This is a genomic window from Arthrobacter sp. H-02-3 (assembly GCF_003097355.1).
GTDB lineage: Bacteria > Actinomycetota > Actinomycetes > Actinomycetales > Micrococcaceae > Arthrobacter > Arthrobacter humicola.
This window is the reverse complement of the sequence record NZ_PYUI01000001.1, coordinates 25,423-44,566: the sequence shown is the minus strand read 5'-3', so window position 1 is coordinate 44,566 and position 19,144 is coordinate 25,423. Positions and strand designations below refer to the sequence as shown.

20 protein-coding genes are annotated in these 19,144 nt (G+C 63.3%); 9 read left to right on the top strand and 11 right to left on the bottom strand.

The genetic code is table 11. The features are described from left to right. Positions 1-1,333: 1,333 nt before the first annotated feature. The 5 genes from C9424_RS00195 to C9424_RS00175 all read right to left on the bottom strand — a co-directional run bounded on the left by C9424_RS00195 (position 1,334) and on the right by C9424_RS00175 (position 5,365). Positions 1,334-2,212, bottom strand: coding sequence for a F510_1955 family glycosylhydrolase (locus tag C9424_RS00195; RefSeq protein WP_237563220.1), 879 nt, complete (start codon positions 2,210-2,212; stop codon positions 1,334-1,336). A 73-nt stretch (positions 2,213-2,285) separates the two neighbouring features. Then, a complete protein-coding gene (locus C9424_RS00190) occupies positions 2,286-2,918 on the bottom strand; it encodes a DUF305 domain-containing protein (RefSeq protein WP_202615717.1) in 633 nt (210 codons plus the stop codon). A 110-nt stretch (positions 2,919-3,028) separates the two neighbouring features. Continuing rightward, a complete protein-coding gene (locus C9424_RS00185; protein ID WP_116764982.1) occupies positions 3,029-3,541 on the bottom strand; it encodes a hypothetical protein in 513 nt (170 codons plus the stop codon). 97 nt (positions 3,542-3,638) lie between these two features. Beyond that, positions 3,639-5,099, bottom strand: coding sequence for a multicopper oxidase family protein (locus C9424_RS00180; RefSeq protein ID WP_116764981.1), 1,461 nt, complete (start codon positions 5,097-5,099; stop codon positions 3,639-3,641). A gap of 8 nt (positions 5,100-5,107) precedes the next feature. Next, positions 5,108-5,365: an SHOCT domain-containing protein gene (locus C9424_RS00175; RefSeq protein ID WP_116765319.1), complete on the bottom strand. Its 258-nt coding sequence runs from the start codon at positions 5,363-5,365 to the stop codon at positions 5,108-5,110. A gap of 358 nt (positions 5,366-5,723) precedes the next feature. Between C9424_RS00175 and C9424_RS00170 the strand changes: the two genes are divergently transcribed. Beyond that, a complete protein-coding gene (locus C9424_RS00170; protein ID WP_116764980.1) occupies positions 5,724-7,085 on the top strand; it encodes a phenylacetate--CoA ligase family protein in 1,362 nt (453 codons plus the stop codon). A 212-nt stretch (positions 7,086-7,297) separates the two neighbouring features. Here C9424_RS00170 and C9424_RS21255 read toward each other — a convergent pair whose 3' ends face one another. Together C9424_RS21255 and C9424_RS21250 are read right to left on the bottom strand one after the other, a co-directional pair. Next, positions 7,298-7,531: a hypothetical protein gene (locus C9424_RS21255; RefSeq protein WP_133247459.1), complete on the bottom strand. Its 234-nt coding sequence runs from the start codon at positions 7,529-7,531 to the stop codon at positions 7,298-7,300. Between the two features lie 760 nt (positions 7,532-8,291). Then, the gene (locus tag C9424_RS21250; RefSeq protein WP_133247458.1) at positions 8,292-8,810 is read right to left on the bottom strand and encodes a hypothetical protein; all 519 of its coding nucleotides are present in this window, start codon (positions 8,808-8,810) and stop codon (positions 8,292-8,294) included. A 390-nt stretch (positions 8,811-9,200) separates the two neighbouring features. Between C9424_RS21250 and C9424_RS22185 the strand changes: the two genes are divergently transcribed. Continuing rightward, a complete protein-coding gene (locus C9424_RS22185; protein ID WP_116764978.1) occupies positions 9,201-9,395 on the top strand; it encodes a YegP family protein in 195 nt (64 codons plus the stop codon). Positions 9,396-9,641: 246 nt separating this feature from the next. On the opposite strand, the gene C9424_RS00155 is transcribed toward C9424_RS22185, so the two are convergent. The 3 genes from C9424_RS00155 to C9424_RS22180 form a co-directional block, all read right to left on the bottom strand. Next, positions 9,642-10,754 (bottom strand): tyrosine-type recombinase/integrase, encoded by a 1,113-nt coding sequence (locus C9424_RS00155; RefSeq protein ID WP_161958183.1) that lies wholly within the window; start codon positions 10,752-10,754, stop codon positions 9,642-9,644. Positions 10,755-10,862: 108 nt separating this feature from the next. After that, positions 10,863-11,078 carry a helix-turn-helix transcriptional regulator gene (locus C9424_RS00150; protein ID WP_116764976.1) on the bottom strand — a complete coding sequence of 72 codons (216 nt, stop codon included), beginning with the start codon at positions 11,076-11,078 and terminating at the stop codon, positions 10,863-10,865. A gap of 48 nt (positions 11,079-11,126) precedes the next feature. After that, positions 11,127-11,381 (bottom strand): helix-turn-helix domain-containing protein, encoded by a 255-nt coding sequence (locus tag C9424_RS22180; RefSeq protein WP_442862005.1) that lies wholly within the window; start codon positions 11,379-11,381, stop codon positions 11,127-11,129. 515 nt (positions 11,382-11,896) lie between these two features. Here C9424_RS22180 and C9424_RS00140 point away from each other — a divergent pair. After that, positions 11,897-12,400 (top strand): hypothetical protein, encoded by a 504-nt coding sequence (locus C9424_RS00140; protein ID WP_237563219.1) that lies wholly within the window; start codon positions 11,897-11,899, stop codon positions 12,398-12,400. Here the strand turns inward: C9424_RS00140 and C9424_RS00135 are convergent. Then, positions 12,354-12,677, bottom strand: a complete 324-nt coding sequence (locus C9424_RS00135) for an ArsR/SmtB family transcription factor (protein ID WP_116764974.1) — start codon at positions 12,675-12,677, stop codon at positions 12,354-12,356. The two genes, C9424_RS00140 and C9424_RS00135, sit on opposite strands and share 47 nt — an antisense overlap. A gap of 190 nt (positions 12,678-12,867) precedes the next feature. Between C9424_RS00135 and C9424_RS00130 the strand changes: the two genes are divergently transcribed. From C9424_RS00130 to C9424_RS00105, 6 genes are all read left to right on the top strand, one after another. Continuing rightward, entirely contained in the window at positions 12,868-13,773 is a 906-nt protein-coding gene (locus tag C9424_RS00130) for a sigma factor (protein ID WP_161958181.1), read from the top strand. Positions 13,774-14,191: 418 nt separating this feature from the next. After that, entirely contained in the window at positions 14,192-14,545 is a 354-nt protein-coding gene (locus C9424_RS00125; protein ID WP_116764972.1) for a hypothetical protein, read from the top strand. A 110-nt stretch (positions 14,546-14,655) separates the two neighbouring features. Next, the gene (locus C9424_RS21810) at positions 14,656-15,660 is read left to right on the top strand and encodes a C40 family peptidase (protein ID WP_133247456.1); all 1,005 of its coding nucleotides are present in this window, start codon (positions 14,656-14,658) and stop codon (positions 15,658-15,660) included. A 203-nt stretch (positions 15,661-15,863) separates the two neighbouring features. After that, on the top strand, positions 15,864-16,163 hold the full coding sequence (locus C9424_RS00115) for a hypothetical protein (RefSeq protein ID WP_133247455.1): 300 nt from the start codon (positions 15,864-15,866) through the stop codon (positions 16,161-16,163). A 21-nt stretch (positions 16,164-16,184) separates the two neighbouring features. Further along, positions 16,185-17,585, top strand: a complete 1,401-nt coding sequence (locus tag C9424_RS00110) for a type IV secretion system protein (protein ID WP_116764969.1) — start codon at positions 16,185-16,187, stop codon at positions 17,583-17,585. Further along, a complete protein-coding gene (locus C9424_RS00105; RefSeq protein WP_116764968.1) occupies positions 17,566-19,044 on the top strand; it encodes an SCO6880 family protein in 1,479 nt (492 codons plus the stop codon). The genes C9424_RS00110 and C9424_RS00105 overlap by 20 nt, the downstream gene beginning before the upstream one ends. The last annotated feature ends 100 nt before the right edge of the window (positions 19,045-19,144 follow it).

Sequence of the window (19,144 nt, the reverse complement as noted above, 5' to 3'; positions counted from 1 at the left end):
GTTGGTCCCGTAGCCCACATCGTGACCGGCGCCGTACGCCGCGGCCCGTCGCCAAAACCGACCCTGGGCATGACTTCGGCTGACCGCTTGAGGATGCAGGCCTCTCTGACCGCATGCGGTGGGATCCCTACAAAGCGGCGTCCTGTGCATCCCCATCATGAGTACCACCCACAGTCACGGCAGGGCATCAAGGACGTGGAGCCAGTGGTCGGTGATCAGATAGAGCGCCGGAGCGGCGATCAAGACGATGACGGCGCCCCGGATGAACAGGATTCCGGAGATCCAGCCCTGAAGGCTTCTGCTGATCCCGTTGACCGTGGGCGGAAGGGTCTGACATATGCCTGATTATCATTTCCGCAAGGTCCTGTGACTGTGGCAAGTTTGGGATGGCCCCGGTAGGAGGCTATTTCTGGCCCCAGCTCGTGACTCGCCGGGCAACTCGTGACGGTATATGTGGCCCCGCCTTCAACGTTGGATTCATCAGTGGATGGATGCGGCGGAAGGCTGGTCTGGATGGAGTCGAGAATGGAATTGTTCGCGCAGATCCGAAGGACTGGCTGTGACAGGTTTGGATGGCCCCGGTAGGACGGTTATCTCTGGCCCCACTTCGTGACTCGCCGGGCATTTGTGACGGTTATATGTGGCCCCGCCTTCAACGTTGAATTCATCAGTGGATGGATGCGGCGGAAGGCTGGTCTGGATGGAGTCGAGAGTGGTGTTGTTCGCGCAGATCCGAAGGGACGCCCGGGTCGAGGGCCTGTCGGTCCGTGCGCTGGCGGTCCGGCACGGGGTTCATCGAAGAACGGTGAGGCACGCTCTGGAATCAGCTGCCCCTCCGGTACGCAAACCAAGACAAGCGGTGGCCCGGCGGCTCACATCCGATCTCTTAGTCACAGCCTTCGTCGAAATATCCAAACCGAGAGCGAAACCCCAAGGACTCCCACTACCACGTTGTATGTTCCCGGGAATGGCCTGCCCTCTGCGACGAGCTCAAACATGCCAAGCGCTACCAGCCCCAGACCAGCTAAGAGCAACATCCACGACATGACCGGGGAGACTCCCGTCGGGTCTGGCTTGTCGTTGTTCACGTTTGTCCTCCTAGAGGGAATGCTATGAGCACGAATCTCGCGCACTAATTCCGTTCTGAATGATTCCTCCGAAGAAGGCGACGTCAGTCCCGATTAGACGAGCCGTCGCAACGCCCCTGAGTCCGCCGGTTGGGACCGCAAATACTTCACACAATCAGTCCTGCCGTCGGTGCCGAACGGCCACAGCCTCCGCTCACTCGGACGGGCGCATCGACCACGCAGCCGGCGGGAGCCCGCTGATCGGGTCAGCCGGGTTGGTAGGGGGCGAAGGTAGCGCCGCCGTCGGCCGAGGTTTCGACCCCGGCGTCCGTGGCCGCCCAGATCCGGAGAGCGCCGTCCTCTTTCTTGACCGCTGCTATTGCCTGGACGCTTCCGCTGATGTGTCCCTTCCTGGACCAGGTGGCCCCGCTGTCTGCGGAGACCTGGACGCTGCCGTCGGGTTGGACGCCGATGACGTCGTTGGTGCTGGCGAATGCGGCGTATTGCACGACCGGGGCGGACTTGTTCAGTGTCCAGGTGGATCCTGCGTCGGTGGATCTTTGGAGGCCTTGCGGGGTCGTGGCCAGCACGGTGTCGTTGTGGGCGTTTCCTGCCAGGACTGCCGGGGTGAAGCCGGCGGCTACCGTTGTCCAGTTCTTGCCGTCCGGGCTGGTCATCAGTGTTCCGTCGAAGGCCACGATGCCGCGTTTCGTTGTCGTCAGGGTGTGGAAGTCTGACTCGCGTTGCCGGGAGAGTTGTTCCCAGGTCTTGCCGCCGTCGCCGGATTTGATCAGGCCGAGCGGGTTGGGCAGGGGGGAGTCCGGGCCGGGATGCCCGGAGGCGTAGTAGATCCCGTCGTCGTGTCCGGTGGTGAAGCCCATTAGGTCAATGGCCGGGCCGATTTTGGTGCCGGGGGTGCGGGAGATGTCAAACAGGCCTTCGTGCGTGGCGAGAAGGATCTGTCCGGTCTGGTCGTTGACGGCCATGCCGTGGACGTGGGCGCTGGGAAGCCCGAAGGCGCTCTTCGCGGGGGCGGATGACGCGGGGTTGGTGGTGCCCGGGGTGCAGCCGGCCAGGGACACGATGAGCCCGGCGGCCGCGACAGTGGCTGCTGCCCGGGAGAGTAGGAGGGATGAGGCAATCAAGGTGAGCTCCAGGGGGTGGCGGGTTAATCCGGGGGAGGCCCCGATCCGATGTCGGACCGGGGCCTGATTGCTGCTAGAGGCTTGCCAGCAGGGTTTTCATTTCCTGGATTTCAGCTTCCTGGGAAGTCACGATCGACTTGCTCAGCTGGATGGCGTCGGGGTTCTTGCCCTGGCTGATTTCAGTCTTGGCCATCATCACGGCGCCCTCGTGGTGGGCAATCATCCCGGTCAGGAACAGCTTGGCCGCTGCGGTGCCCTGGGCCGCGTCAAGCGTCTTCAGGTCGTCATCACCCATCATCCCGTCGCCCATCCCATGGCCGGACGCCATCTGGGTGGGTTCGTTCCAGGTCTTGAGCCAGCCCGTCATCTGCTCGATTTCGGGTGCCTGTGCGGCCTTGATCTTGGAGGCGAGCGCGGTGATCCGCGCATCCATGCCCTGCTTCTTGAGCATCATGTCGCTCATTTCCACGGCCTGGGCGTGGTGCGGGATCATCCCCTGGGTGAACATGGTGTCCGCCGCGTTGTGGTCCGCGGTTGCGGGGGCTGAGCTTGACGACATGCCCATGCCGCCGCTGCCCATGCCCGGCATGGTGCTGGTGGGTGTGCTTCCGGAGGTGCCGGCGCAGCCGGCCAGGGTGATGGCGGCGGCGATGCCGAGGGCAGAAATGGTCAGGGTCTTCTTCACGGTGGTAAGTCCTTCGATCATCAAATCGGCGTTGTTGTACGCCTGCGGATGACACGCCCGTGCTTCGGGAATACCGGGTGGGAACGTGTCGGGTAAGTGGGGCGCCGGGCATGACACGGCACGGTCCAGTCTTACGTCCGGCTGATGGACAGATCGCCCGGCGAAGGACTTGCGGGTAGATAGGAGTAGGTCCGGACGGCGTCGTTTCCGCGCGGGTCCGGGGTGTGGATTGACGCCGGCGCCATGCCCGGTGGGGGAGCGGCCAGGGATGTTACGGCCGCAGATGGCACACAGGCAGAGTGCATCGACGCGGGGTCGGTGCAGCTCGATTGGCACACGCACGACGCCGACGGTGCAGCCGCTGCGCTGTGGCCCGCCAGCTCGCTACTTGCTGTGGTCATGGGGGCCGGGGCCATGGAGTCATGAGTCGTTGTGCCGGCTTGCGGGGCATGGGCCGCGGGGTGGGAGGTGAGGCTGGTGGTCGTCTCGTGCGTGGCGGACGTCACCGCGATCATGGCATGGGCGCTATGCATTCCGGTCATGATGTGCATCCCGAGGAAGCCGGCCACGATGGCAAGCACGCCCAGCAGCAGGAGTCCGCGGCGAAGGGCGGCTGCGGCATGACTCATGAAAGCTGTGGCCATGGCGTTCTCCCTCCGGATGGCGGTGACGGACCTTCGACAGCTTAAGGCTACAGGCTGGGCGTTGGCCGGACCGTCCTCGGATTCTTGATGCCGGTACCTAGCGGACTTCGATGACTCCCATCATTCCCTGGTCCTCGTGGTCCAGGATATGGCAGTGGTACACGGAGCGGCCGGTGAAATCCTTGAAGTTGATCCTGACCTTGACCTGTCCGTTGGCGGGTATGTTGACGACGTCCCGCCAGAGGGGCGGACCCGGCGTCTGACCGCCCCGGTCCTCGATGACCTGCATCGGCCAGACGTGAAGGTGAAAAGGGTGGTCCATCGGGCTGGGATTGACCAGGGTCCATTCCTCCACCGTCTGCGCGGCCACCGTGGTGTCGGTCCGGCTTGCGTTGAATTCGCGGCCGTTGATGGTGAAGCTCATCATTCCCATCCCCATCCCCATGCCGCCGGGGGCGGCGAGGGTCAGCTGTCTGTGTGCGGCAACGACGGCGGTCCTCAGGTCTGCCGGTGCAGGCAGGGTCGGTACGGGCGGAGGGGACGCAGCCGGGGCGCCGGATACCGAGAGGGTCGCCAGCACGATGTCCCCTGTGCCCTGGCCGCCGTTGGAGGCGGGTCCTGCCGGGCCCATCATGCCGGCCATGCTGCCACGGTTGTAGTAGACGGCTCTGAGGGTGGCATCGCCCGCTACGGCCGTGACCAGGACGTCGGCACGGTTGCCCGGCGCCAGCAGCAGCTCGTCCGCGTTGCCGGGGGTGGGGTAGCGGCCGGAATCCATGCCGAGGAGCTGCATCTGCTGCCCGTCCAGGCGCAGCCGCAGGTAGCGGGCCACGCAGGTGTTCACGATGCGCCACCGCTCACGTTCTCCCGGCCGGGCGGAGAGCTTCGGGTTGCTTTGTCCGTTGACCAGGACAAGTTCACCTTCCCGGCCGAGCATCCGGTCCATGGGAGAGGCGTCGGAGACGGTTCCGGACCCGTCCAGGGTGATGTCGGAGATGACCATGATGCGTTCCCGGCTGGTGGCCGGCGGGTCGGTGTCCTCGACGATGATCATGCCGAAGAGGCCAGCGAAGATCTGCTCCGCCACCATACCGTGATGGTGCGGGTGGTACCAGTACACTCCGGGCGGGTGGTCGACGGGGAGCCGGTACTCGTAGCTGAAAGACTGGCCCGGCTCGACAACATTGAAAACGTTGTCACCGTTGCCCTGGGGCGAGACGTGGAGGCCGTGGACATGCAGGTTGGTCGGGACCGCCATGCTGTTGACCAGCTCGATGGCGAGCACATCCCCGGCCCGCACATGCAGGGTTGGGCCCGGGACTCGTCCGTTGTAGCCCAGCGTCGATGCCCGTTGGCCGCCGAGCTCCACCAGGCCCGGCGACGCTTCGAGCCGGACCTGCAATCGTCCGCTGCTGCTGCGCAGCTCGTCCGGCTCAGTGAATTCCCCGCCCGCTACGGGGGAGAAACGGGAACTGAACGTCCACCAGAGCCCGGCACTGCCGGCGGCTATGCCAACCGTACCGAGGCCTCCGATCAGGAGCGCGTTACGGCGGCTCATTGGGCGCACTACTGGTCCTCGCCGAGAACCTTTAGCTGCTCGCGGTATTGCTCCGCAGTGAGCTCACCCCGGGCGAAGCGTTCATCGAGGATCTGTCGGGCCCGGCTCCTACCCGGGTAGGGCCCCGGCGGCCCCTGCATCCCGCCGTGACTCCCGCCTCCGGCAAACATGCGCACCGCGACCAGTACCAGCAGCGCTACCCCAACGAGCAGGAGGACGCCCCAAAGCCACATCCAGACCATATTTGTGCCGTAGCCCCACATCATGAGCGGCGCCCTTTCGCCTAAGACCATTGATATTCCGATTCTCAGGCCGGCCGTGGCCTGCCGCTAGAGGCCGAAGTCCTCCACGCGCCCAGACGCCCGGCGCTGTCCGGCTGCCGCGTCCGTTGAGGCCGTCCCGGATGACGGGCCGTTGTGCCCGGCTTGTCGGGCCACACACGGCGTTAGGATGAGGCCACACGGCGGGTGAGGTGGCCGGCAATCCCGAGAACTGCCACCGCCGTCGCCCGTCATGTCACAGTCGATCAGAGGTCGGGATGCTGGAACAGCGAATGCTTTGCACGACTCAACCGCGGTTCCCTTCCGGGGGCGGGCGTACCCGCGGCGCCAGGATGTAACGGCCATGGACATCGCCATGCTCTCACGCCTGCTGGGCCTGCGGTTTGCCTGGCGCGGCAGAGACCGCTGGGATGCCGTCCAGATCGCCGAGCATCAGGAAAAGGCTCTGCGGGAACTGCGCCGGGTGGCGTACTCGGGATCGGAGTTCTATCGAAGGCATCACGCAGGTCTGCTGGATGCCCCGTTGGAGCAGTTGCCGGTGGTGACGAAGGCGGAGCTGATGGCGAACTTCGATCAGGCGGTGACTGTGCCCGGTCTGAGACTGGCAGATGTGGAGCACCATCTGCAGACTTTGAGCGAATCCGGCGGGGACCCGGGCATCCCGTGGAAAGGGCGATGGTGGGCTGCCGCGACGGCGGGCACGACCGGCCGCCGTGGAACCTTCATCTGGGACCGGTCCGAGTGGACCACCGTCCTGGCCTCATACGCCCGCGCCAATGACTGGGCCGGAATTTCCGCCGGGCTAAGCCACCCCCTGAAAGTCGCAGTGGTCAGCTCCCGTGTCCCGACGCACCAGTCCGCCGTCGTCGGGGCCTCTTTGCGCTCCCGCATGGTTCCGACCCTCCGCCTCGACGTGACTGCCCCCATGAAAGAAACAGTCGCGGCCCTCAACGACTTCCAGCCCAGGAGCCTGGTCGGTTATGCCTCCGCCCTGCGGCCCCTGGCCGCCGAACAGCGCGCCGGCAGGCTGGACGTCGCGCCCGAGGCCGTGATGTCTGCCTCCGAAGTGCTCAGCGCCCAGGCGGCGGCCGAAATGGAAGCCGCCTGGGGCAGCCGGCCGTTCGACGTCTACGCAGCCACCGAGACGGCAGGCATCGCGTCCCCGTGTATCTACCGGAAGAGTCACGTGTACGAGGACCTGGTGATCGTTGAACCTGTCGATCAGGCCGGGGCGCCGGTACCGATGGGGACCGTCGGCGCCCGGCTGCTGGTGACGGTCCTGTTCTCACGAACGCTTCCGCTCATTCGCTACGAAATGTCCGACAGGGTAGGACTCGGCGGACGGGGCTGTCCGTGCGGCCGGTCCTTCGCTTTGTTGCAGACGGTGGAGGGGCGGGTGGAGGACGTCCTGCTCTTACCCGGACGGCAGGGCCCTGTCAGTGTCCACCCGAATGTATTTCACAATGTCCTGGACAAGGCCGCGGTCGCGGGGTGGCAGGTCATCCAGGAACCCTCCGCGCTGCGCGTGCTCCTCGTCGGCCTGGCGAGGGATCACTCCGTTGAGCGGGTCCACGCCGAATTGGTCGCCGCCCTCACGTCATCGGGCGTGGTGGGGACGCAGCTGGACGTCCAGGTGGTTGAGAGTGTCGAGCGTACAGCTTTGGGCAAAGCACCGCTCGTGAGGGGACTGTTGCGCGGATCCTGAGTGCACTGCCAAGGACGATCTCTGGCGACGTCTTCATGCAGTGTAGAGGTGTCATGTCAGCGCGTAAGGGTGACTTCGGCGCTGATCGGTCGGTAGTCTGGCCTCACTTGGCGAGCAGAGGGGGAGCGAACTTGATCCGGCACCCGGGGATCTACAGCCGGCGTCGTGGCTTAATGCCCCGGCAGGCTGTATCCGTTGTGCTTGCACTCGTGCTAGTTTGCGGTGGGCTCGCTGCAATGTGTCTTGGTGGTCTGCCTGGGTCCGATCACCATGGCGCGCAAACCGTTGCCTTGGCCGATGCGTCCCAGATCGTCCAGGAACCTTTCGACGGGGCGCAGCGGCAGTCCGACCGCCATCTGGAGTCCATGTCGAAGGATCAGGCCGCGGGCGTACAGAGCGTGGAGTCCAGTGCGCTTGTGTCGGCTCGGGGTGAAGGATGCGTTCATCCTGATCTTGTTTATCGGGATCGACCTCCACTACGAGCCACAGCAGATGATCTGCAGGTGGGCCACCGTGGCATCGCGGTGGGTTCGGCGCCGGAAATACATCCCCTTCGGCTTGCTGTCCCCACGAGCGCTGCGGCGTCCGTGACGTGCTCGCTCGTGCAATTGTCTATCAGCAGGACGTAAACCGGAATTGCCGTCAGTCGATTGGCGGGCGGGACGTGCCGCGCCCGACAAGCACGCAACGATGTGCTTTCCCCGACCCCTGCGGTTCTGTCTGCCCCGTGCGGAGCACGGAGCCAGAACGTAGGTCCAAAACGGCTGCCGAAAAAGCCTCTCCAAACACATTGATCATCATGCCGCGCGGCCTATTCGGCCGGCCCGATCGAAGGCAAACTCTCATGACGAAAACCCAGTCACTTGTCGTAGCCACGGATGGCTGCCTCACCATCGCCGAAGCAATGATGGCGCTTCAAACCATGCTGGATGACTCTCTTGCGGACTCCCTGAAGCTGCTGGAAGACGAGGGCAGCAGGCTCTGGTCTATAGAGTCGGGGACGCATGCCGTGACAGCAGTGCCGGGGGATGCCGGGGAGCCTCACGTCAGTCAGCGTCACGTGCAGTACGTTGCTTCCTCGGTAGTACTGATCACCTATCAGGAACAGAAAATGGGTAGAACCGCGCAAAATTCTATCGGCTCGCTGCCACATTCGCCCGGCAGGCAGCCCCCTAGAGCACCAACAGGCCCGCGAACCGCTGCGGATCAGGTGCCGACCTGCAGCCAAACATTAGCTGTTCGGGCGTCCCTGGTGAATTTGATATTCCAGCATCCTGGCTGGTCAAGTAGCAGAGCAGTACTGTATTCATCGCCAGGGCGGGCGTAGTTGCTTGATGAGTGGAATTCAGGACCCCATGCCAGACTTGATTCGCCGCCGCCGGGAGAGGTTACCGTCACGGCTGGCTGACCCGAGCCGCTGATGCGCCAAACAATCTTAATTTCAGTTTCAGAGGCCAGAAGGAACCCTTCCGACTGGACCTGGCCATACAGCGTGATTCCGTCCTCGGACGAACCCTCAACTTCGGTACCGTTGACAGCACTTTTTACAATTCGTGAGGGCGATGCACATTTAGCCGTGGTCGTTGATGGCTGAGCGGAAGCAGCTAACGGGCTTTCAGAGGTGCACCCAGTAGCCGCTAGCGCGAGAGAGAGAAGAACAGCAGAACCACGGACGAGACTCAGCCCGGCAATAGGGTCATTTCTGAATACCAACGGCTTTCCCATGGCATGAAGCCTTGCATGTCGAGCATCGGAAACATAGGAAGCCCATGATCTTCACTTCTAACGCACGGATGCCCACGGGCCTTCCCCGAGTGTTTGGCAAGTCGTGGTGTGCTAGCGATCTGGCCGCCATGCCGGGCTCCGTTCAGATTGACATGTTCACTGCTCGGACGCTGACGAAATGGCCGGCCTCGTCGGCCAACCAGCGTAGGAATCAACGCATCCACCGACGCCCGTGCGGGGTATCCGAAGCGCCAGTCAGCCCACTCACTGGCGGCCGGCTACCCGCAGATCTCCGATGAAAATTCAGGTCGCTTCGTCATCGCTTTCGTCCGAGGCCCACGCCGTTGGCTTTGCCATAGGCAGCCCCGCGACGAGAAGTAAGGTCACCACATGCAAGCCAGCTATGAAATACAAAGAGTGAAGGCTGGGGGATTCAGGTTCGTCCTACGGTCCGCCGACGGTGAGATTCTGGCGGGCTGGGACGGGTTCGCCTCGCGTGCCGAGGCCCGTCGCGGTATCGAACGCATGCAATCCGTTGCCACGACCGCGATTGTTCTCGATGGTCCCGGGCCCTCGGAGGACTAGACTAGACGCGGCCGGAGACTCCAAAAAGCCGAGCGATTCGGGCAGGCTTTGGATGTTCGGCGTGACGGGCAGGGCGCCCGGGCGCTCGAAAGTCGCGGAGACTTGGACCTCGTCACCGTGGGCGCGTGTGGCGATCTTCAACGCGCCGTGTCATCTCGTGGTGACCGATTGGTTGGTGGGGCTCCAGGCCGCGCCAGCGTGGAGCAAACCTATCGTCCGCCGCCGGCGGCGGCCATTGTGCGGCACCTAGCCACGCGGAATGTTTGCACTGGTCCTTAGGAGGTGGGACGGTTTGTCAGGTTCTTGGCTCCCGAATCGCTCGAGTGCGTCGGTGAGGTCAGGGGATTCCGTTGACTTGGCAATGTAGTGCTTTTCAGTAATGGCTGTCCCAGAATGGCCGAGCTGCGCCGCGGCGTGCTTGGAACTGTACTCCCGATCAATGAGGGTAGCCACAGACTTTCGGAAGACATGCGGAGTGACCCATTCATAGTCGGATCCAGCACGTGCGTCGCGCCATTGTCTGCGGAAGTTGTGGGGGCTGCGCACGGTTCCCGCGGCGGACGGGAACAACATGTCTTCGGGTGTGGGTTGCTCGGTTGCATACTTGCGCTTGAGTGTTTGGACGGCAAACGGGGGCAGCTTCATGGTCCTGAAGCCGGCTTTTGTCTTCGGGTGGTCTTGTCGGTAGGCGCCGCGGCCTCTTTCCATGACGACAGTTCCGGAGATTGTGATCGTGGGCGGCTCAGCTAGAAGGTCGATGTCCTGCCAGCGAATGGCAAGAACCTCCCCAATGCGGGCGCCGGTCGCCAGGAAGACATCCAGGACATCGAGCAGATCTGTTGCACGTGGCCGTCCTTGATGGGTGGGGTCAGCCTGCCAGTTGCCAATGACAGTCCGCAGTTTCTGGACGTCTTTGACGGAAAGAGCCTTGACGTTCTTCGTTGCGATCTTGATTGGCCCGACGTCCCGGATCGGATTGCTGTGGAGGGCATCGTGGCGGACGGCCAGCCCGATGATTCCCGTGAGGACTATCTTCGAATGACGCGCGGTGGCTGGATGGTCAATGGCAACGTTCTTCAGGAATCGATCTAGCCTGCCGGTCGTAAGTTCGTTGAGTCGCAGTCCGGAAAGAGCGGGAGCGATGACTCGGTTGTAGGTGTCTTTGTAGCCGTCGATCGTGCGGCGCCCCGCCCGGCCATTGCTTTCGATTTCGGCGAACCAAAGCGTGCTGAGCTCGGACAGACGCATGCTGCGGGAAATCTCGGAGTGGAGCGGCGTTTGCCGGTCCTTCAGCATGGTAACGAGTGCCCGCTCTGCTGCGGCGCCGGTGTCTCCCCAGGCTTCAGCCGCACGTGTCACGCCGTCGGTATCCCGGTATCTGGCAGTGGCGCGCCACCGGCCGCTGGGGACCTTCTGGCGGCGAATCTTCCCCCACGTGCCGAGCGGCAGCGGAGGTCGTGGAGACATCTAGGCTTCCAGTCGGGAGGACAGCCAAGAGTCGTAGTCGGTCCGGCTGATCCGCAAGTGTCTGCCGATACGGTAGGCGCGCGGTCCCAGGTGTTTGACCCGCCACTGATAGAACGTTTGCTCTGGAATCTGCAGCTGATTGCAGATCTCCTTCGGGGTCAGCCACTGCTCGTCCGGGTTTTCCACGGTGCTGTTGCTTTCTGGGGTGGTGGTCATGAGGCTCTCCGTCGTAGTTGCCGGCTCAGGGCAAATTCTGTTCCTTGTTCATGGGAGCAGGGTATCTGGACGGCATGACGCATCTTGGAAGGTGCCTGCCAGGGCCGCGGCGTGGCCCTGCACGCGATCGGGGGAGGCTCTGAACCGGGCTGATGAGTGTTCCACCAAGCCGGCGTCACGCAGCAGGAGGAGTTGCCTGCGGACGCTCGACGGCGACACGCGGAGTTCTCTGCCGATCTGGCTGCAGGTTGAGGGGCCGTTCCTGAGCAGGAAACGGATGATTCGACTTCGCGTTCGGTTCATCAAGATGCTCGACATGGAGACCACAACCTGAGGAATAGTGAAGTAATTGCTTCTGTAGACGGGTCTACAGAAGCAGGCTACGCCGCAGGAGGTCATGTTGGAAGAGCCCGATGACGCAAATGAAGCTTCAATTGGAGATTGGAGAGTGCCATGCAAGATCACCCGCAGATTAAAGCGTTCGCCGAAGCCGCCTCGATACTCCGCGCTGAGCGGTACTGGGAGTACGGTTCAATGGCCGAACACGTCGAATTTCGTGCTGACCGAGGTTTGCTACCACATGGACGTGAATAGGGTGCTCCCAATGGATCTCTTGGATGGGGGCCCAGGTACGGTGGCTCCTGAGAACCGCATTCTTCCCGCGCCCCGTTCGGCACAGCTTCTTCTCATGACCGGTCTGGACCGTCGTATAGAGCAATTGATTGCCGCGCCGGGGGACTCACGGAATACTGGGGCGGAGGGAAGTCGCAGCACCTGACCGGGCGGCCGACCCTATGTAGCTGATTGAGGGGTGGGCAATGCGGATGGACGAGGCAGGTCGCGATGGCACGTTGTCTCCCCAAGCCCAGCTTGCCCGTCGCCTGAATCTGTTGCTCGACGTCGTCGTTGCTGAACGCGGGAAGCCCGTGACTTTCCGGGAGGTCCAGGCTGAACTCGAGGCCAAGGGCATCAAGTTGTCCCGTGCCCGCTGGTTCTACATGAAAGAGGGGACAGGGCGCCTCGTCAGTGACCCGGTGCTGCTGGCGGGTTTGTGCAACATCTTCAACGTAGACCCCTCCTACCTCGTCGGCGATGACGCCGAGCTGCCTGAGCGCATCGATTCGCAGCTGGAGTTCGTGAAGTCGCTCCGTGCAGCTAGGGTGAAGTCCTTCGCCGCTCGCGCATTAGGAGACGTATCCCCGGAGACTCTGCGGGTTATTTCTGAGTACCTAAACAAGGACATCGGCCGCCATCCGGGCGGTCAAGAGGCTGCTGCTAGTCCTCCAGAAGATACTGAAGATGAGCCGCCAATAGCTCCTTGATCCGGCCGGGGTTGGCTGAATACCGCGGCGAGCGGCCATGCCGCCGCCCTGGTTCCACATCGACCACGATGGCGCCGGACTCCTCGAGGGCCAGCAGGTGTTTGGCTACGCTTGGCTCGCCGGCGCTCACCGCTTCCACGATGTCTCCACGCGTTGCCGGACCGTGGGCTGAAAGGTACCGCAGGATCTCATTGCGTGATCTGTTGCCAAAGGTCGCGACGGCGGCCTCGACGTCCGCGGACCATGCGGCGTCGTGAGGCTGCGTAATCCTAGGCATGCAACCATTCTTACCCAACTTCTTCGGAAAAGTAAGACTGGGACTCTTGACGATACTTTAAGTATCCTTGACAATAGTTTGCATAGCTTTCTTGTAGTCGTGGTTGGCCCTCGTTGTGGCTGCCACCCTGAGCCGCCAGCAGTGCTGGTAGCGGTCTTATTGGCGTGGTCTATTTGAAACGGTGATGATCATGGGAGTCGAAGCCCGGGCGAATCAAGCACAACAAGAGCAAGCCACTTCAGGATCCATTGATGTCTCCCTGCGCGCTGCGCCAGGGCCGGCGGAGCTGGCAGTTCCGGTGGACCAAATCATGGTGGCCGTTGACGGAGTACAGCGTTACGTCACGTCGCATCTTTCAAGGATCGGTCGCGCCTGTGATGTGGACGACGTTATGCAGGACATCCGCTTAGCTGTCTGGGATGGTGTCACGCGAGGCAATTACCGCCAGCTTCCGGGCGTTCCCTTCGGCGCATGGGTCCAAGGTGTGTGCGCGAATGTGTGCGCGTCACACATCCGACGGGAGATGACGCATCAGACTCTGCCGTTGCGCATGGAACCATGTGACACGTATGGCTTCGCGTCATTCGATGCTCTGGCGATCCTGGGGATGGACCGTGGAGTCGATCGAAGCGCCGAAAAGTTCATTGATCAGGACTGGGCGCGAACGATCATTGAGCTGACCAAGGCCAGCGTGCCCGGGGGAGTTTGGGAGCTTGCAGTGGAGAGTCTCACGGGGCCGCGCCAGTACGGTCCGCCGTCGGCGCAGGACCGTCGTCGGTGGCACGCGGCGACGGTGGTACGCCAGACGGCGAGAACGGTCCAAAATGCGCTGGAGGTTGACCGGTCTTGCATCCGCAACATCGGGGACGTCTGCGAGCATGCGGCCGAGTGCCTGCCCACGCCGGTGCTCCGCCGCACGGCAGCAACGATTGTTCGTCCAGACGTCCGGGGACCGGAGCGAACCAGGGCCGTGGAGGCGCTGGCGGCCGAGCTTGCCGTTACGGAGCGCTATGTCGCCGTTCAGATCGGTTTTGCCCGTCGGCTGTATCAAACTTCGTGGAGGATTCTCCGGGCTGGAATGCGTTCTGCCCCCTGAGTCATGTCTTGCCGCCGCGGTCGTGACATGAACACGGCAGGAGGGTGAATCGATGTTGTCATTGAGAAATGCACTTTCGAGCCTGGGTAGGCGCCGGCGACGGTGGTTCGCGGCGATCGCCGTCTTGGCTGTTGCCGCTGTCATGGTGGCTCTCGCACGTCCGCCTGCGGTTCCCGCTGTGCAGCCGGTTTCGCCGCCGACAGGGCAGGCTCCCCCGAGCCCGGCTGCATCATCGCCTACTCAGTCGTCGGAAACCCGGACGCCGACACCTGCCGCTGGCAGTTCCCAAGCGGCCAGCGAACCTCAGACAACTGACTTCCGGCAGCTCGCCTCCGCGGCGGCAAAGGCGATCTATTCGTGGGACACTCGGTCGACGTCCTACTCGGACATTTACTCGACGGTCCGCGGCTGGTGGCACGTGCTGCCGGACGGCTCGAACCCGTTGGCGGTGTTGGTCCAGGAGTTCGAAGCGACAGGCATCAATGCCGGATCCTATGCGGCGTTGGCCAGCCAGCAGGCATACCGGACGGCCAGCGTCCAGTCCGTGAGGTGCGACGGCGAGCTCGCCAAAGTACACGAGCAGCCGGCGCCCTGGGTAGGCCTCCATGTATGCACTGTTTCTCTTCAGGTCCTGGAACAGTCGACGGCGACCCGGAACGTCTATGTGACGCCTGTCAGCGTGATGGTGAACTGCCCGCCCGCCTCCACGGCACCGCCGGATCGCTGCCTCATGGTTGGTTTCTATGCTTCGCCCACCAGGATCGTTTACTGATGCCGGCCGCCGCAGTGCTCGCCGGGATTGCTAGGCGTCGCGCCCTTTGGCGGGCTTCGGTAGCAGGGGTCTCTGCAGTGCTCCTGGCGGGTGTCTTCGCATTCTGCGCCGTGTTGGCCCTGCTTGGTGGCATCGCGGAGAATGCTGCGTCCGTCTGCTCATTAGGTGACGTAAGCGGTCAGTCCGGCCCAAACGCGGTTGCCGCTGTCAGCATCCATGGTGGTGGCCAGGCGCCGCTCGATCTGACGGCCAGACAATTGGCCGTCGCACGGGATTACGTGGCAGTCGGCAGGCAGTTGGGTGTTCCGCGGGATGGTCAGATCATCTCGATCATGATGGCCCTCCAGGAATCCGGACTTAGAGTTCTTGCCAACCCGACCGTACCTGCCTCGCTGATTTACCCTCACGATGGCGTCGGCAGTGACCACGATTCCCTCGGCTCCGCCCAACAAAGACCGGCAGCGGGGTGGGGGAGCGTTGACCGACTGATGAATTCTGTGTTCAATGCGCAAGCATTCTTCGGCGGGCCATCAGGTCCCAACAAAGGCAGCCCCCGGGGGCTGCTGGATATCCGTGGCTGGCAGTCTATGACCAAGGGCCAAGCCGCTCAAGCGGTCCAAGTGTCGGCGTTTCCAGAGCTGTATGCGCGCTGGGAGCCGCAAGCAACGGCCATCGTGGGCGCGCTTGACGGCGGGAGCAGTCCTGTTGCTTGCAGCGTCCCGCCGGAAGTTGCTGGGGTGAAAGGTACGCACGCTGATTTGAGCCAAGTCCGTAAAGAAATCCTGCAGTTTACCCTGGACGGCGTCGGTGGCACTTACGTGTGGGGCGGGACATCGTTCAAAGCGTGGGACTGCTCCGGCTACGTCCAATGGATCTACCGCCAGGCAGGAATCACCTTGCCGAGGGTTGAACAATGGAGGGTTGGACAGAGGACCGACAATCCTCAGCCGGGAGACCTCGTGGTCCAGAACTCCCAAGGGCCGAATAGCTGGGGCCACGTTGGCATCTACGCCGGTGACGGCATGATGTACAGCGCGCTCAACCCTGCGGTCGGTACGCTGCTGCATCCCATCTCATGGAACACCGACACGACCTATTTTGATCTCTTGAGCTAACATTTGGCTCCCTGGCAAGGGGCCAGGGACAGGATCACGTCGATGACTCAGAACCCTCGAAGGCCATTCGAGAGCGAGACAGCACTTGTACGAAAGCCCGGCTGTCCCCCACAGGCGGGCTTTCGTCATTTCCCGGGAACCAACGTCAATCATGTCGTCTCGTCCCGCGGCCTCCATGAAGTCGTGAGCCCAAAAGACAACAGATGGAGCACACGATGTTCTTGGCAGCTGTGGATCCCGGAATCACCCCGAACGCCAATTTTCCCTTTCTTGAATCGCTGAAGCAGATCGGCGGCGGGGTGCTGGTTGGCGCCTTCATCGTGATCGCGATCGTCGCGATCGTCGGTGCTGCCATGCTCTTGGCAGGGAAGCTGAGCCAATCGTCGCGGCTGGCCTCCGGCGGCGGCATGATCCTGCTCTGGACCGGCCCTGTTGCCGCGATCCTGGGCGGCATCAACGGCTATATTCTCTGGTCGCAGACGGCGTTCAACCTCGGATTCTAGCGATTCTAGGTCGCGACAGTCATGCCTGTTCAGTGTGATTTGAGCGGATGGTGGCCGCCCGGGTGCGGTCTGGTCTCCCAGGCCAACGACGGTGTTCAGAGTTCCATCACGGCGTTCTTCGCGAATATTCTGCAGAACGTTGCCTCATGGATCTGGTCGTTCATCACCGGCGCGTTCAGCGTCTCGGATGTGGATGACTCACAGTGGACCGCCGTCGAAGGGCTGACGAATTGGTGGGTCGTCGTCATGCTGACGCCACTCGTCGTGGTTATGATCCTGCAACTGCTGTCCGGCCTGATCAGTCAGCAGCCCCGCCGCTTGGTGCGGGCGCTGGCTGGAGGCGCCGCTGCTATCCCCCTGGTGGCCGGGGCCGTGTACCTGGTCCGCCAGCTCACGAAAGTCAGCGATTCGGCGTCGACGGCGCTTCTGGGCTCGATGGGAACGGATCCTTACGTCCTGTTCATGCGGCTCTTCGGCTTCGAGAAAGCTCCCGCCGACTCAGGCCGGGAGTGGAACGTCGTGGCGTTGGCTCCCGGATCGACCGGAGGCGCAGCTGGGGCGGTCGTGGTCACCGCGATGGCGGTCCTCGTCGTTTGGGCCTTGGCGTTCATTCTGATGTGCTCAATGATCTTCCGGTCGTTCGCGCTCATCGTGCTCGCCGCCGTCGCCCCGGTCGCCCTGATGCTCATGCCGTGGGAGAAGACGAAGTCCTTGACCCGGCGGTGGTCTGAGATCGTGGTCGCCCTGCTATTGGCCAAGCCGTTGGCTGCGACAGTGCTCGCGGTGGCCATCAAACTCTTTGCCGAGTCAAAGTCGTTCGCCGGTCTGGCCGCTGGGACCGTCGGTATGGCCCTGGCTTGCGCCGCGCCCATGATGGCTCTCCGCCTAGTGAGTTTTGCCGGTGGTGAGCTGGCAGCGGCCGCCCAGACCGCGGGTGGCGGCCACGTACTTTCCCGGAGTTCGGGCTTCGCTGCCCGGCAGATCAGCCGGCAGACCGGCGGCCGCTTTACGCTTGCTGCGTTGGCAGGCCGGTCAGCTATAAACCGCCCTATCCAGTCGAGCCGGCCGGACTTCCCCACCACGACGCTGCCGCCAAGGGTGCCGCTCCCGGGGATAGCGACGGGTACGACGCCGTCCCAGACTCCCGGCGGCAGCGGCACCGCTGTGATGGTCGACGCTGCGCCGTCACCTTCGGGCCACATGTCACCTCGTGCGGGGAAAGGGAACAGAGCGCCACGACCGCGTGCGCGCACGACGCCAACCGGAACTATGACCGGGACGAACATTGAGCCGGCAGAGCCGTCGTTGTCCCAGTCCCCAGCTCTACCCAAAACCATTCCTGCAGCGGCACCGCCGGTCCAGCCTCTGAAGCCGCAGCATCCAATCGTTCAGCCGCAGAAAGATGGTGATTCCCCTGTCTGAAAATTCGCGCGCCCTTGAGGCGGTGAAGTTCCCCCGTTACGAGCGGCGGGGCCTGTTCATGGGTCTGAAGTGGTACCAGTTGCTCTTCCTGGCGGGCGGCATCCTGGTGGCCAGCACGGCATCGGCGGTCAGCGGCCCTGCTGGCATTCTCGCCTCGGGACCGATGTGGCTGGCGCTGATCCTCCTCGGCTTACTGCAATACTCACGGATTCCCTATCCGGTATGGGCCAGCCACGCTGTGCTGTTTTTCGTCAGGCTGGCCACAAAGCAGACCCGTTTCCTCGTCAGACCGGAGCGGCCGGCATCGACCGGGCGCCTAGCGCTTCCGGGCGGATTAGGAAACTTGGAACTGCGCCGCACGACGCGCGGCGAGTCGTTCCTGGTGGACGCCCGTGACCGGGAGGCCATAGCCGTGCTGCGCTGCAGCACAAGGTCATTCGCACTCCTGGACTCAGATGACAAAGCTTGGGCGGTGCAGGCATGGTCCCGGGTGCAGGCAGGTTTGGCCCAGCGCAGCAGCGTCGCCAGAATCGCAGTGCAGGACTACACGGTCCCCTATCCTTCGTCGGCTCTGCGCGACTTCTATGACCATGCGGCTCCACAACGAACCGGCCTCGCCACCTGGGGCCAGCGAGCGTACGAGGACCTGATCGCGGCGGCAGGAAATGCGATGAGCCACGACCTCTTGCTCGCGCTTGTGGTGGACACCGCCAAGGCGCGACGCCGGATCAGGGAAGCCGGCGGTGGGCTGACTGGAGTCGAACGGGTGCTGAGGCTGGAGGTCGAGGCCATGACTACGGCGCTCGCAACTCACAACGTTCGGGTGGAGCAGTGGCTCGCGGAGGCGGGCATCCTTGACGTCATACGCGGTGCCTTCGATCCGGCTGCCGTAGCAGCCTCGGACCCGAAGGAGGGTGACAGTGAATCCAAGGTATCAACTCTCCCAGCGGGGCCCATGGCCGTCGAAGAGCACTGGACCTACGTGCGCACCGACTCCGGATTCCACCAAACCTTCTGGATTGCCGAATGGCCGCGGCAGAAGGTCCTTCCGGGGTTCCTCCACCCGCTGATCTACGTCGGCGATTTCCGCCATACCGTAACCGAAGTGATCCGGGCCGTCCCGACAACGGAGGCCCTGCGGGACATTCGCTCCGCGCAGGAAGCTCATGAAACCCGGAGGCGGATCAACACCCGTTTCGACCGCCCGCTCACCCGCGAGCAACGCGCCGAGGAAGAGGAGGTGGCCCAGCGTGAGGAAGAGATCGTCGCCGGGCACGGAGACGTGCGGCCTGCCTCGTATGTGACCATCTCGGCGGCCACGCTCGAGGATTTGGCCCGGCACCGGCAGGAACTGGAATCAGCGGCAGCTGGAGCTTTCGTCGAACTCCGGTTGTTGGCCGGGCAGCAATGGGCTGCCTTCGTGGCAGGTGCGCTCCCGTTCGGGCGGGGACTGCGATGACGCGGACAATCCAAGCGGTTCAGTACCTGCCGTCAGGCGGGAACGGCCGGGAGCGAAAGGAACGACGCCGGCGCGGTGTCACCGCGGTCAGCCAACCGTG